Source organism: Acinetobacter sp. 231_lipA (genome assembly GCF_058243005.1).
The window spans coordinates 1,689,815-1,704,452 of the sequence record NZ_JBZAYU010000001.1; the positions used below are offsets into that span (position 1 = coordinate 1,689,815).

Consider the following 14,638-nt stretch of genomic DNA (forward strand, 5'->3'; position numbering starts at 1 on the left):
TGGTTTGAACAGGTTAAAATAGCTCGCACTGTCGAGCTATTTTTATGGAAAAATCATGAGTAATGTTGAGTGTCCGTGTGGACAGGGTGAATATAAGCAGTGCTGTCAGCCTTTGCACTTGGGACAAAGTCATGCGCAGAGCGTGGCTCAACTTATGCGCTCACGTTATAGTGCTTTTGCTAAACAACAAATTGATTACATTGTACAAACCACAGCGTTGGGGCAGCAACAGGCTCTAGATGTTGCAGCAATTGCAGAGTGGAGTCGAAGCAATCAATGGTTGAAGTTAGACGTCGTGCAGGCCAATGAAAAACTCGATAAAAACCATGCCATGGTCGAGTTCAAAGCCTATTATCATGATGGTACATCGCCACAGATATATCATGAAATTTCACATTTTGTGAAACATGCAGAGGCATGGTATTTTTTAGATCCAACCACTGAAATGCATATCACCATGAAACAAGCGTGCATCTGCGGTTCAGGGAAAAAATTTAAACAATGTTGTGCACAATTTTTATAATTTTAAGCAAATTTGGCTTAGAATAGCGCGCATCAATTAGCCTATATGGAATCCAGGCGATGTTACTCACTATTATTTATATTATAGCGATCACAGCAGAGGCAATGACAGGTGCACTGTCGGCGGGTCGGCGTAGTATGGATTGGTTTGGTGTGGTGATTATTGCCTGTGTCACAGCACTGGGTGGTGGTTCTGTCCGCGATGTGTTGTTGGGACATTATCCGCTGACTTGGGTCAAGCATCCTGAATATTTGATGCTGACCTGTTTTGCCGCTTTTATGACGATTTTGATTGCTAAGTGGATGCGCCATTTACGCAACATTTTCTTGGTGCTCGATGCTCTTGGCCTGATCGGTTTTACCATCATTGGCTGTCAAATTGCCTTAGAAATGGGACATGGTTTTGTGGTGTCTGCGGTTGCTGGAGTTCTGACAGGGGTATCAGGCGGTATCTTACGTGATATTTTGTGTAATGACGTCCCTTTGGTCTTCCGCCGTGAACTGTATGCCAGTATTTCTTTTGTCGCGGTGATTTTCTATTGGGGCTGCATTCAGCTCGGTTTATCACTTGAGCTGACCGTGATTTCGACTTTGATCTTTGGTTTTAGCTTACGTCTAATCGCGATTTACTTTGGCTTAGAAATGCCGAAATTCATTTATCAAGACGATGATGAGCAATCTGCTTCCTCGAAAGATGCCAGCTAAAATAGCAGTGATTTGACTGCCTTATTTGTATAAAAAAAGCACATAATGATAAAGCCTGTTGAGAAAGCAGCCCGCTATCTTTTCCCGCTTTAGAGGCCGAGCTATGGATTTAGTTTCTCGCATACAACGCTTACCGATCGGTAAATTTCACTACACCTTATTGTGGGTCATTGGCTTGGGCTGGATGTTCGATGCCATGGATACGGGGCTGATTTCTTTCATTTTGGCAAAAATGGCCGAAGACTGGCACATGAGCCCAACCGAAAAAGGTTGGGTGGTCTCCATTGGCTTTGTTGGAATGGCGATTGGTGCAGTGTGTTCAGGGGGCTTGGCCGACCGCATTGGACGTAAAACAGTTTTTGCCGCGACCCTAGTGATTTACAGTTTAGCGACGGCGGCCTGTGCTTTTGCCCCGAACTTAACGTGGTTGTTGGCGTTTCGTTTTATTGTGGGTTTAGGCTTAGGTGGACAGTTGCCAGTAGCGGTGACCTTGGTCAGTGAATACATTCCTGCGCAGGTGCGTGGGCGTTTTATCGTGCTGCTAGAAAGTTTTTGGGGTCTAGGTTGGCTTTGCGCTGCATTGGTGGCGTATTTTGTGATTCCAAAATTTGACTGGCATATGGCTTTCTTAATCGGTGGGATTCCTGCACTGTACGCCATTGTGATTTGGTTCAAGGTGCCTGAGTCAATTCCTTATCTCATCAACCGTGGTCGCATTGTGGAAGCGCATGCTTTGGTGCAGCAGATTGAACGTCAATGCGGTGTGGAAGTCGTTGAACATATCATCGTTAAACCGGTGGCAGAGAAAAAGACCGTGTCTTTTACCCAGCTCTGGTCGGGGGCATTTGCGCGTAGAACCTTGATGTTATGGTTGATTTGGTTTGGTATTGTCTACTCGTATTATGGCATTTTTACATGGTTACCGAGTTTGCTGGTGAAGCAGGGGTATAGCATTGTTCAGTCTTTTGAATATGTCTTGGTGATGATTTTGGCACAGCTGCCAGGCTATGTGGCCGCAGCATGGCTGGTCGAAAAGCTGGGACGTAAAGCAACCTTGGCTGGTTTTATTGGCATGTGTGCAGTTTCCGCGTATTTCTTTGGTCAAGCTGATACTGTGAGCATGATCATGTTCTGGGGTTGTTTGATGTCATTCTTTAACCTCGGTGCATGGGGCGTGTTGTATACCTATACCCCAGAGCAATATCCAACCAATATCCGGGCTTTTGGTTCGGGCTGGGCATCGGCCATTGGTCGTATGGGCGGCATTGTCGCACCGATGGTGGTGACGCATATGATGGTACAGAGCAATGGATTTAGTGCGATTTTCATGATGTTTACCGCGGTATTGCTTGCGGTGGCAGCGGTAATTTTGATTTTGGGTGAAGAGACCAAAGGCAAAACATTGGAAGAAATTGGACTGTAATTTAGTCCGCGCTGAAGATTGAGAGTCAGATGTGCTGAGACTCTCAGTCTTCAATACACTTCAACATAAAATCTAGATGATCGATCTGAAAATAGCCGAGAACTAGATCCAACTCAGCAATAAAAAATTCAATCTGCTCGGCTGAAATGTGGCTTCTCAAAGCTGCATTTTGATAAAAGTTAGCCCCGTGCATGATGAGGCTATTTAAATAGCTGCGACTTGATTGATGCAATCTATCCAATTGGTTGTGTCGTATTTTGGGCGAGGATGCCCCAACTTTTTGTCGATCGTATCGATCAAGTTGAGAAGACTGAAGTTGCTTAACCATTTTCATTGATGAGCAGAGATGAACACAGGAACTGAACTTCAAAATAATTAGTTGCTCATTTTAAAAAAAATGGATAATTTTACGACACTAGGAACATCTAAAGACGCAATTTGTCGTAGTGGTGTACGCTTTCACTTGTATAGGCAGAGCCTGCGACATAGCATAAGAACTTAAACAAAAAACGATTAATTAGGATGACAGGTTGTTATGACGAACCTTGCGCATCAAGCGACAGAAAACCGTTCCGTAGCAGAATTTACTGAACAAGCATATCTCAATTACGCCATGTACGTGATCATGGATCGTGCCTTACCGCATATCAGCGATGGCTTAAAACCTGTACAACGCCGTATTGTGTATGCCATGAGTGAATTGGGGCTGAAACACAGCGGTAAACCCAAAAAATCTGCGCGTACCGTTGGCGATGTACTCGGTAAGTATCACCCGCATGGTGATTCGGCCTGCTATGAAGCGATGGTGCTGATGGCGCAGCCTTTTAGTTATCGTTATCCGTTTATTGAAGGTCAAGGTAACTGGGGTTCTCCCGATGATCCGAAATCATTCGCTGCGATGCGTTATACCGAAGCCAAATTATCTCAGTATAGTGAAGTGCTTTTGTCTGAACTGGGACAGGGGACTTGTGACTGGCAGGATAACTTTGATGGTTCGATGAAAGAGCCCGTGACTTTACCTGCACGTATTCCGAATATATTGTTAAATGGCACCACAGGCATTGCAGTTGGTATGGCTACGGACATTCCGCCACACAACCTGCGTGAAGTCGTGAAAGGCACCATTGCCTTAATTCGTAATCCAAATTTAAGCGATGAAAAAGTTGCAGAATATATTCCTGCACCCGATTTGCCGACCAAAGCAGAAATTATTACGCCACCTGAAGAGCTGTTAAAAATACAAAGCACAGGTCGGGGCAGTTACCGTATGCGTTCGGTGTATCGCATCGAAAAAAATGAAATTGTGATCACGGACTTGCCTTATCAAGTGTCAGGCTCGAAGGTCATTTCACAAATTGCAGATCAAATGCAGGCGAAAAAACTGCCTTTGGTCAGTGATATTCGAGATGAATCAGATCATCAAAACCCAACCCGTTTGGTAATCGTACTGCGCTCAAATCGGATTGATGCTGAAGCGGTGATGAGTCACCTTTTTGCCACCACCGATCTTGAGTCGAGCTATCGGGTCAATATGAACATGATTGGTGCGGATGGCCGTCCACAAGTGAAATCGATTCGTCGTATTTTGCTGGAGTGGATTGAAATTCGAAAGGAAACTGTTACCCGTCGTCTGCAATATCACCTGAATAAAATTGAAAAACGTTTACATATTTTGGGCGGTTTGATTATTGCCTATTTAAATATTGATGAAGTGATTCGTATTATTCGTGAAGAAGAACAGCCCAAAGCGGAGTTGATGTCACGTTTTAATATTGATGACATTCAGGCCGAAGCCATTTTAGAACTCAAGTTGCGTCATTTGGCCCGACTTGAAGAAATGGAAATGCGCCGTGAGCAAGAAGAGTTAGAGGCCAAAGCTGCACTGATTCGTGAACAGTTGGCCAATCCTGAGTCTTTAAAGACTTTAATCATCAATGAACTCAAAGATGATGCGAAAAAATATGGCGATGACCGTCGTTCACCAATCGTGCATCGTGCAGAAGCGACGGCGATGAGTGAGCAAGATTTCATGCCTGCTGATCCTGTGACTGTGGTGTTGTCTGAGGCAGGATGGATTCGTTCAGCCAAAGGTCATGAAGTTGATGCTGAAAACTTGAACTTCCGTGCAGGCGATCAATACCTCAGTCATGCGCAAGGTAAATCTAATCAGCGCGTGTATGTGCTGGATGAGTCAGGACGTAGTTATGCCCTAGCCATTAATAGCCTACCGTCCGCGCGTGGTCTGGGCGAACCGTTGAGTTCAAAATTGTCCCCAGCCAGTGGTATTGGTTTTAAACAAGTCTTTATTGCTGATGATGAAGCCGAAGTCATAGCGCTAAGTAGTAAAGGATATGGGTTTAAAACACAGGCAAAACAGTTAGATACCAATGCAAAAGCAGGGAAAGCCTTCTTAACTTTACCTGAAAAAGCCACAGTCATGCCGTTAACCAGTGTTGATCAGGCCACCCATTTGGCATTATTGACCTCAACGGGTCGTTTGTTGATTTTAGAGTTGTCAGAGTTACCTATTTTGAATAAAGGTAAAGGTAATAAATTGATACAACTTGAAGAGAAAGATCAAATTGTATTCATGACAAGATTAACGCTAGATGAAATACTGCAAGTCGTTGCAGGACAGCAGCAACTAAAATTGAAGGGTGATGACTTGCAAAAATACATAGGCAAAAGAGCATCAAAAGGGCAGTTATTACCACGTGGTTATCAAAAAGCAAATAAACTGTTAGTTCAGAGATAAAACTAGCATCCATTGATCAAAATACGTTATATATGATATGTATGCGGGAAATGGATGCAGTATTAAGCAACAGAAGTTAAATAAAGAGCGCTTAATATTGAGAACAATAGTTGAAATTTAAGGATTACTGATAGGAGAATCGGGCGATATGGAAAAAATTTGGTTCGCAGAATACCAAAAAATGGGGATTCCAGAGACTGTAGAATTGCCACCAGAAAACACGTCATTAGTAGATGTTTTTGAACGAAATTTCCAAAAATTTGGCTCTCGTGATGCTTTTATCTTTATGGATAAAGTACTCACTTTTAGTGAGTTAGAAGAAGCAAGCCGTAAATTTGCAACGTATTTACAAAGTTTGGGTCTAGCAAAAGGCTCACGTGTCGCTGTGATGATGCCGAACGTTCTTCAGTATCCTATCGTTGCTTTGGGTGTATTCCGTGCAGGTTTAGTACTGGTTAACGTCAATCCACTGTATACCGCGCGTGAACTTGAACATCAGTTAAATGACTCGGGTTCAGAAGTTTTAGTGATCATCGAAAACTTTGCCTCTGTTTATCAAGCGATTAATGGTAAAACCCCAGTTAAACATGTTGTGATTGCCTCTGTAGGTGACATGTTGGGTGCATTAAAAGGCACACTGGTGAACTTTGTATTACGTTCAGTGCGTAAGCAAATTCCAGCATGGAATATTCCTGGCCATATTCGCTTTAATGCGGCAATGTCGAAAGTTAGTGCGAGTAACTATAAGCGCCCGAACTTAACGTTAAGTGACACAGCAGTGCTTCAGTACACTGGCGGCACTACAGGGGTATCAAAAGGTGCAGAACTGACGCATCGCAACCTTGTGGCGAACATGTTGCAGTGTGACGGTATTTTCCAAAGTAAATTTGGTGCACAAGATGGTCAACCTGATGACCGCATTTTCTGTGCCTTACCGCTATATCATATTTTTGCGTTCATGGTGTGTGCGATGTACGGCATGTACAAAGGCCAAGCCAACGTTTTGATTCCAAACCCGCGTGATTTACCTGCGGTGATGAAAGAATTACGTAAATATCAACCGTCATTCTTCCCAGCAGTGAATACACTATTCAATGCTTTAGTGAACAATGAAGAGTTTAAGCAACTCGACCACAGCAAATTGAAAATGGCGATGGGCGGTGGTATGGCTGTGCTTCCTTCTACAGCAGAAGCGTGGAAGCGAATTACTGGAACCAACATCATTGAAGGTTACGGCCTATCTGAAACTTCACCTGTGGCAACGGCAAATCCGCCAGCGTCAGAAGAATTTAGCGGCACAATTGGTATTCCATTGCCATTAACTGAAGTTGCAATTTTGGATGATGATGGGAAGGAAGTTGCACTGGGTGAACAAGGTGAGATTTCAATCCGTGGTCCCCAAGTGATGCGTGGCTATTGGAACCGTCCAGATGAAACGGCTAAAGTGATGACTGAAGATGGTTTCTTCCGTACAGGTGACATTGGTGTCATGGACCCTCGCGGCTATGTGAAAATTGTAGACCGTAAGAAAGACATGATTTTGGTGTCAGGCTTTAACGTTTACCCTTCAGAAATTGAAGAAGTGGTTTCAAAGCATCCTAAAGTATTGGAAGTCGCTGCCATTGGTGTACCTGATGAAAAATCAGGTGAAGTACCAAAACTGTTTGTGGTGAAGAAAGATCCATCTTTAACCACAGAAGAAGTATTGGCATTCGCGAAAGAGAACTTAACCGGTTACAAACGTCCGCGTTATGTTGAATTCTTGGATGAGTTACCGAAATCAAACGTAGGTAAAATCCTACGTAAAGATTTACGTAAAACAGCTTAAGTTCAAATAAAAAAAAGCGCCATCAGGCGCTTTTTTTTCATGTTCGCATTTAATTTTTCATTAACCAGCGGTCGATATAGGGACGGCCAATGCCCAAGATGCCAACAAAGGTCAGCATCGTACCGCACTGACGACTAAAGGCTGGGAAAGCAAAACTACCAAAGCTCAGGACATTATCGATCAGACAATAGACGGTCACTGCAAGCAACCAAGACCATAGGTTTTGACGTTTAATCCCGACCATCCAAAATGCAATGATCAGCATGACCAGTGTGCCAAGAGTCGAACCAATATTCATATTGGCACAAATGACCGCCAATAAAAATGCAGTAACGGGAAGCACAATCTTTAAAACACGATCCACGTGGCGTTGATGTTGACGCTGAATTTCGAGCACGTCGAACATTTCTTTTTGATCAGGGCTAGCCATGCTGGAGTCTCATCGGGAAATTATAAAAACACTATAATTTAACCAAATTTATCCTCGGAATGCCATGCTATGATAGCCGTCGAAATGATCTTGATGAGAAAAAACCAATGCAAAGCATTAGCGGGATTATTTATCTCATTTTAATTGCTTGTTTACTGCCTTACGTATTTACAATCATTGCTAAAAAAACAGCAGGATTTCGCGCCAAAGATAATCAACATCCGCGTGAATTTCTCGCCAAAACGACTGGTCTGGCTGCACGTGCCAATGCGGCACAGCAAAATAGTTTTGAGAGTTTACCGTTATTTATTGCCGCCATCTTAATGGCTGAATATATGGTGATTCCGCAAGTGGTCACTATGACGTTTGGTATTGCCTATCTTGTCTTTCGTGTGGTGTATGGCATTTGTTATTTGGCTAACTGGTCGACGCTTCGATCGATCGTTTGGCTGTTGTCACTGCTTTGCCCAATTTGTTTATTATTGTTGGTCATTCGACTGACAATGGGCTAAGTGCGAAACATACATATTTTCACCCAGTGGATGTATAATCGCAGAAATATTTTTTTCTCAAAAACCGTTATAATCGATGCGGTTTTTAAAAGATTTAACTTGTTAAAGAGTGATGTTATGAGCTACAGCAATATCCCTGCGGGTAAAGATGCACCGAACGATATCTACGTGATCATCGAAATTCCTGCAAATGCAGCACCAATCAAATATGAAATTGATAAAGATTCGGATGCGCTTTTTGTAGATCGTTTCATGGGTACAGCAATGTTCTACCCAGCGAACTATGGTTATGTACCAAACACCTTGTCTGAAGATGGTGACCCATTAGATGTACTTGTTGTAACGCCGCATCCAGTTGAACCAGGCTCAGTAATTCGTTGCCGTCCTGTGGGTAAATTGAACATGGAAGATGACGGTGGTATCGATGCGAAATTAATCGCAGTTCCACACGACAAGTTAACGCCAATTTATAAAGACGTGAAAGAATATACCGATCTTCCACCTTTACTGATTCAACAAGTTGAACACTTCTTCGCGCACTATAAAGACTTAGAGCCAGGGAAGTGGGTTAAATTAACAGGTTGGGAAGGTTCTGAAGTTGCTAAGCAAGAAGTGCTTAAAGCAATCGAAGCAGCAAAATAATTCTGTCTATGAAGCCTCGATTGAACTGTGTTTGATTGTAGGCTTCAATAAAAAACCTGCACAATGTGCAGGTTTTTTATTAGATTAGCTTTTCCATAGAAATTAGAAGAATTTCACAGGAATGTCTAACCAAACACGCCATTCGTTGGTGTCACCAATGTATGCATTTGTTTGATATTCATCACTTGCACGGTAGTACGAATGACGTAAACGTAAGCTCGCATCTTTAGCAAAACCAGATTGAACTGTATATTTCACTTGGTTAAAGAATTCATGCTCTTGCGCATCATTCGTCATATCTTTGACTTTGATATCCCAACCGTATACAAATGCAGTTGTCCAGTTTAGACCTGGTAATATACCTAATTTACCAAAATCAAGACTGTACTGGATTTGGGCAGATTTTTCATCGTTACCAATAAAGTCAGAAAGGTATGAGTTTGGAAGGTATATACTTTGGAAGCCATCAGCATTTTGACCATAGTCATAACCAACATTACCACTGTTTTGTTGGTATGCAACCATGATGTTATGTGCGCCAGTATTATAAGCTGTAGAAAGAGCCCAAATATCATTCTTACGATCTGATAAGTTATCAGTGGTTTGTGAATAAGTATTTGCTGCTTCATCAAACTTAGTATGATAAGCACTTAAATCGTAAGTTAATGAACTGTCATTCGCTAAAGGCTGTTTAAAGTTCACATTTACATAATGACGTTCAAGAGCATTTTTGCTGTCTAAGCCATAATAAGATGCATTTAAATTGTCATCAAATTTGTACTTAGCTCCCCAAACAATTGCACGATCAAGACCATTGCCATTGACGTCAGCATCGGTTTTGATTTGATCAGACATTTGGTTCTTAGTAAATTTACCAGCAACAATTTCAAGATTCTTGATTTCGTGGCTAGTTAATAAAGTACCTGTAAAATATTCAGGAACCATACGTCCAGTATTACTTGCAAGAACAGGTAAATCGAGTACTTGAGTACCATAACGCACTTCAGTATTTGAAATACGCGCTTTGACGATACCGCCACCACGAGCCCAGTGGTCATAAGCATCAACATGGCCATTTGAATCTTTTGCACCATTGTTGTGCAATGGAATCATTTGGTTGCCAGCATGGTTATTTTCGCCTAATTTGAACGAACCATCACCAACTACGCCTAAACCAAACCCAACGATACCTTTGGTATAACCAGACTCAATTTTAACTATTGCGCTTTGAGCTGCTGAACTTGTATCAGCTACACCATTTTTCTTGTCACGACTTAAATAACCAGTACGAAATAACACTGATCCTTCAGCGTCCTCAACGAAACCTTTAGATTCACTTTGCTCACTCGCAAAAGCTGTTGATATAAGTGCAGTTTGTACTAAAACTGCTAATGCTAATTTTTTTGTGTTTTGCATTGGGGAGCGAACCTTATACAAATTGGATGGAAAGAGAACAGCAATTGTATAAGTAATCGCTGAAAAATTGTCATTTTTATTTAACATATTCAACTAAAGTAATGCATTTTTTTGTAAGCGATATGTTTGAAATATTTTAATTTTAGTTAAAATATTCAGTTTACTAAAATAAATCTTTATAAAACATCGAATTATTTTTCTCTTCTTAATTCTGTTTTTTGCTATGTATCGCAGAATATAATATATAGACTGTTAGGTCATTTTAGCTTATGAATCAAAGTGTTCAGTCATTTCTAGTCGTCTGGAATCGGTTCAGAATAACCCATACCCAGATTGGCAAATGATGAATTACACAGCAGTTGCCTAGATAAAATGGACCCATTGTTAAAAAATAGCTTTAAAATTTATAGGTATGGAATCAGTAAATGATTCATGTCTAAAGAGATTTTGAGAGCTTAAATGCATAAAAATTCACATAAAATTGCACTATTTTTAATTTTTTCCACTGGCAGTATGTTGGTCAACGCAAGTGAGCCACAGCAACAAAGTTCAGAAGGTGGACTCAGTGGAAGCCTTGCTGTGCTCAGTCAGTATATTTATCGTGGGGGTATTGAAAATGATCAGCCGACCCTACAAGCAGGGCTTGAATATGAACATGCATCTGGTCTATATGCTGGTTATTGGGCTTCAACACTGAATTATGATGCAGCGGATATCAGTAAAGATCACGGTGTTGAGCATGATTTTTATATGGGGTATGCAGGCACACTCAGCCCAGATTTAAGCTACCGCTCACATATTGTGACTTATTTATATAATGATGGCGGCTCGGTCTATAGTGAAGATCGCACAGAACGCCGAAGTACGACTGGAGCGGAGTTTGTAAATAGTCTGAGCTATAAAGACTTTGATGTAGGCGTCACGGTGGCTTTAGCCGATGTAAGCTATGCCAATGCAGGCGATACCTATTTAAGCCTTGCACATCATTATGCACTTCCACAAAACTTTCAACTCAATAGTTCAATTGGTGCATCGATTTATCGTCAGCATGATGATGCCATACTCACTACAGAGAAGAACTTTACTGTTAATGAAGTTCGCTTAGGCCTGAGTAGACCCTTTGCAGAGACAGGGATCGAGATGTCTGCGGATTATATTTATGGTGTACATAATCGTATGGGAGAGGATTTAGAGGACCATCTGGTGCTGGGTTTAACTTACAACTTCTAAATGTTACAAATATGAAGAGTGCATCCTGATCGGTTGGAGATGCACTTTTTTTATGCACTTAAAAACGTACGTTCCAAAGATGAGTCTCAAAATAGCGCATATTGTAAACAATTATGTTTGCTTGATCAGCTTGGCTTCAATTCACCGCGAAGATATTTTACGATCAAGTTGAGTGCGAGTTAATTTTTTTATATTTCATATAAATTGAATAAAAACAAATTCTTAATATGACTTTTTGAAAAACGGGTCTGGTTTTGAATTGAATGTGGCATAGCTATTGCTACTACCTACATGAGTTTATCGAAATAACCAAAAAACGTCGGATACGATGTGGGGGAATCAAACAATGAAATTTGCACTTAAAGCATTATCTTTAGCTGTGGTGGCTTCAGCTTCTACATTCACTTTCGCAGATGACGAGCCAGCATTACCGTTTGGTTTCTCTTTTAGCGGAAGTGCTGCTGTAACAACCGACTATCGTTTCCGTGGTTTAACTCAAACCCAAAATGATCCAGCGGTACAAGCGGGCTTTACTTTGGCACATGACTCAGGCTTGTATTTGGGTCTTTGGGGGTCAAATGTTGATTTTGGCGAAGGTTCACCGAGTTTAGAACTCGATCCATCGATTGGTTTTGCAACAACATTAGAAAGCTTTGCCAGCAAGCCAGTGCTTGATGTGGGTATGGTGTACTACAACTATCCAAGTGCAGATGATCTGAACTGGTTAGAGTTTTATGGCAAATTAACCTTTGCGAGTGTCTTTACTGAAGGGGACAGCCTACTGACCAATGTAAACTATACCAATGACTATGTTGCAGCAGATACAGACAGTTGGAACATCAATGCTGGTTATGCAATTCCATTTGGTTCAACGGGCTTTGGTGGCGTTGCGAATGTGGGTTATACCGTGGTCAGTGATGAAGATAAATATTCATTTGGTGATGATGACAATTATGTCGATTGGAAAGTAGGTGTGACCTATGCATTCCAGTCTATTCCTGGTGCAACAGCAGAATTGGCAGCAGTAGGAACCAATATTGATACTGATAATCTGGATCATGTGACAGCACGTGGTGTAGAAACAGGTGCTGTGTTTACCTTAACTAAAACTTTCTAAGTTTTAGCATCTTCAAAACCCCTCTAGTCATAGGACTGGAGGGGTTTTTCTATGTGGAATTTAGCAATTTTAGGCATTTTGCTGTCGGTAGGAGAGAGCTTCAGTCAAATGTCCTGTTTGGATGTGCTCTGACTGGGCCAAATCCGCAATGGTTCTGGCCACTCTTAAAATCCGATGATAACCCCGAGCAGACAAATTTAAACGCTGTTGTGCTTTTTCAAAGATTAAAGCCGCTTGTCCATCTAGCGGTGCGAATTGTTCGAGTTGTTTGGGTGATAAAGCCATATTGAGACAAGCTTGGCGCTGCATTTGCCATTCATAAGCTTGAATCACGCGCTCACGTACAGTTGCCGAGTCTTCCACGGCTTGTGTGTCTTGCAATTCAGAAGCATGCAAGGGTGGTACATCAATATGTAAATCAATCCGATCCAGCAAAGGCCCTGAAATGCGGTTTTGGTAGCGTTTAATCGCCTCGGCTGAGCACTGGCAACGGCTATCTTGATTAAAAGCATAACCACAGGGACACGGGTTCATTGCGGCAATCAGTTGGAAATTGGCTGGAAAGGTGATCTGCCGTGAAGCACGCGAAATCACAATCTCTTTGGCTTCAATCGGCTGTCTTAAAACCTCCAACACCTTGCGGTCAAACTCTGGTATTTCCCTAAATTGATAATTATGTAATCAAAAAGATCAAATAAGTTTTCATAAGAAATCTCTTCGAACTTCATAGAATTTCCAAAACTTTCAAGATAAATATTGTGAAGCTACTGCATAAAATATAATTTCTTGAAATTTCCTCCCAATTAACTTGATGTGTGCTGAAAAAACAGGAGGTTTTAACTTGGTAAACTAAACACACTCATCAGGAGTTTACCATGAGCAAGAAACACAAGACTTACACCACAGAATTTAAAGCTGAAGCCATCAAATTAATTGAAGCCAATCAAGGCAATGTCTCGGAAACAGCCAGACAACTTAGCATTTCAATGCAAACTCTTTCAAATTGGAATACCAAAGCAAAGGCTGGAACTTTAGCAGGTACAAAACAGTATTCACCTGATCTAAACGCTCTACTCGAAGAAAATAAAAAACTCAAACAACAGCTCAAAATAGCTGAAATGGAACGTGAATTTTTAAAAAAGGCAGCAGCGTACTTTGCCAAAGAAAGTCAGTAAGGTACGCCTATATGAAACAAAAAAGATATTCTTTTCCAATTACCTTAATGGCTCGATTACTTCATGTTTCAGTTTCATGTTTTTATGATTGGTTCAAGAGAGGCGTGAGCAAAAGAACGATTCAACGAAATCAACAGACGATATTGGTGAAAATAGCCCATGAGGAGACAAAGCAGAGCTATGGTTATATTCGATTAACCAAATACTTACAAGCTCAGGGCATAAAAATGAGTATGTACGCTGTACGTCAGATAAAAGCGCTGAACCACCTGTATTGTAAGCGACACAAGCGTTTTAAAAGGACTACGAATAGTGACCATAATCGAGCGATCTATGAAAACCTGCTGGAGCAACAATTCTCAATGACTAGACCAAATCAAGCATGGTCAAGTGATATTACGTACATATGGACTGTTGAAGGATGGCTGTACTTAGCAGCGGTAAAAGACCTTTACACGAAGCAAGTGGTTGGCTATAGCTTAAATGAGCGCATGACAGCACAGCTTGTTTGTAATGCGCTAAATATGGCTATTCACAATCAAAAACCAACCAAAGAACTGATTGTGCATTCAGACAGAGGAAGTCAATATTGCAGCCATGAATATCGAAATATACTTGAGCAATATGGTTTTCAAGGTTCAATGAGCAAGCGCGGAGACTGTTACGATAATGCACCGATTGAAAGCTTTTGGGGAATACTGAAAAATGAGTTAGTGCATCATTACAACTATCAAACCAGAGAAGAAGCCAAAGCAGATATTATAAAATACATTGAATTATTTTATAATCATCGAAGAATTCAAAAGGGTTTGGGTTTTAAGACACCAAATCAAATGGCCGAAGACTTTTATAAGTTGGCTGCCTAGAATCTCCCAAGGGAAAG

At 41.3% G+C, this 14,638-nt stretch carries 12 protein-coding genes and 1 pseudogene; 10 read left to right on the forward strand and 3 right to left on the reverse strand.

Features of this window, described 5'->3' with window-relative positions:
* The first annotated feature begins 55 nt into the window (after positions 1–55).
* The 5 genes from AC4CUX_RS08335 (at position 56) to AC4CUX_RS08355 (ending at position 7,233) form a co-directional block, all read left to right on the forward strand.
* Positions 56–523 (forward strand): YchJ family protein, encoded by a 468-nt coding sequence (locus AC4CUX_RS08335; protein ID WP_279044811.1) that lies wholly within the window; start codon positions 56–58, stop codon positions 521–523.
* Positions 524–582: 59 nt separating this feature from the next.
* Positions 583–1,227: a trimeric intracellular cation channel family protein gene (locus tag AC4CUX_RS08340; protein ID WP_004692884.1), complete on the forward strand. Its 645-nt coding sequence runs from the start codon at positions 583–585 to the stop codon at positions 1,225–1,227.
* Between the two features lie 103 nt (positions 1,228–1,330).
* Positions 1,331–2,650 carry a niacin transporter NiaP gene (gene niaP, locus AC4CUX_RS08345; RefSeq protein ID WP_078389578.1) on the forward strand — a complete coding sequence of 440 codons (1,320 nt, stop codon included), beginning with the start codon at positions 1,331–1,333 and terminating at the stop codon, positions 2,648–2,650.
* 535 nt (positions 2,651–3,185) lie between these two features.
* Positions 3,186–5,405: a DNA topoisomerase IV subunit A gene (parC, locus tag AC4CUX_RS08350; protein ID WP_279044816.1), complete on the forward strand. Its 2,220-nt coding sequence runs from the start codon at positions 3,186–3,188 to the stop codon at positions 5,403–5,405.
* A gap of 148 nt (positions 5,406–5,553) precedes the next feature.
* A complete protein-coding gene (locus AC4CUX_RS08355) occupies positions 5,554–7,233 on the forward strand; it encodes an AMP-binding protein (RefSeq protein WP_078389581.1) in 1,680 nt (559 codons plus the stop codon).
* A gap of 49 nt (positions 7,234–7,282) precedes the next feature.
* On the opposite strand, the gene AC4CUX_RS08360 is transcribed toward AC4CUX_RS08355, so the two are convergent.
* Entirely contained in the window at positions 7,283–7,663 is a 381-nt protein-coding gene (locus tag AC4CUX_RS08360; RefSeq protein WP_004692879.1) for a hypothetical protein, read from the reverse strand.
* Positions 7,664–7,770: 107 nt separating this feature from the next.
* Here AC4CUX_RS08360 and AC4CUX_RS08365 point away from each other — a divergent pair, with 107 nt between their 5' ends.
* Both AC4CUX_RS08365 and ppa read left to right on the forward strand, forming a co-directional pair.
* Positions 7,771–8,175, forward strand: coding sequence for an MAPEG family protein (locus AC4CUX_RS08365; protein WP_005401007.1), 405 nt, complete (start codon positions 7,771–7,773; stop codon positions 8,173–8,175).
* 117 nt (positions 8,176–8,292) lie between these two features.
* Complete coding sequence (ppa, locus tag AC4CUX_RS08370; protein ID WP_004692877.1) at positions 8,293–8,817, forward strand: inorganic diphosphatase; 525 nt, start codon at positions 8,293–8,295, stop codon at positions 8,815–8,817.
* A gap of 102 nt (positions 8,818–8,919) precedes the next feature.
* Here ppa and AC4CUX_RS08375 read toward each other — a convergent pair whose 3' ends face one another.
* Positions 8,920–10,233, reverse strand: coding sequence for an OprD family outer membrane porin (locus AC4CUX_RS08375; protein WP_005401006.1), 1,314 nt, complete (start codon positions 10,231–10,233; stop codon positions 8,920–8,922).
* 459 nt (positions 10,234–10,692) lie between these two features.
* On the opposite strand from AC4CUX_RS08375, the gene AC4CUX_RS08380 reads away from it, so the two are divergent.
* Positions 10,693–11,463, forward strand: coding sequence for a TorF family putative porin (locus tag AC4CUX_RS08380; RefSeq protein WP_287166742.1), 771 nt, complete (start codon positions 10,693–10,695; stop codon positions 11,461–11,463).
* A gap of 346 nt (positions 11,464–11,809) precedes the next feature.
* Positions 11,810–12,580: a TorF family putative porin gene (locus AC4CUX_RS08385; RefSeq protein WP_058868716.1), complete on the forward strand. Its 771-nt coding sequence runs from the start codon at positions 11,810–11,812 to the stop codon at positions 12,578–12,580.
* Between the two features lie 69 nt (positions 12,581–12,649).
* Here the strand turns inward: AC4CUX_RS08385 and AC4CUX_RS08390 are convergent.
* Positions 12,650–13,240: pseudogene (locus AC4CUX_RS08390) on the reverse strand (ATP-binding protein); the annotation flags it as partial.
* 215 nt (positions 13,241–13,455) lie between these two features.
* On the opposite strand from AC4CUX_RS08390, the gene AC4CUX_RS08395 reads away from it, so the two are divergent.
* Positions 13,456–14,621, forward strand: a protein-coding gene (locus AC4CUX_RS08395) for an IS3-like element ISAba22 family transposase (RefSeq protein WP_267547491.1) whose coding sequence is annotated in 2 segments (ribosomal slippage) — positions 13,456–13,714 and positions 13,714–14,621 — 1,167 coding nt in all. Because the reading frame shifts where the segments join, the coding sequence is not laid out codon by codon here.
* Positions 14,622–14,638 lie beyond the last annotated feature (17 nt).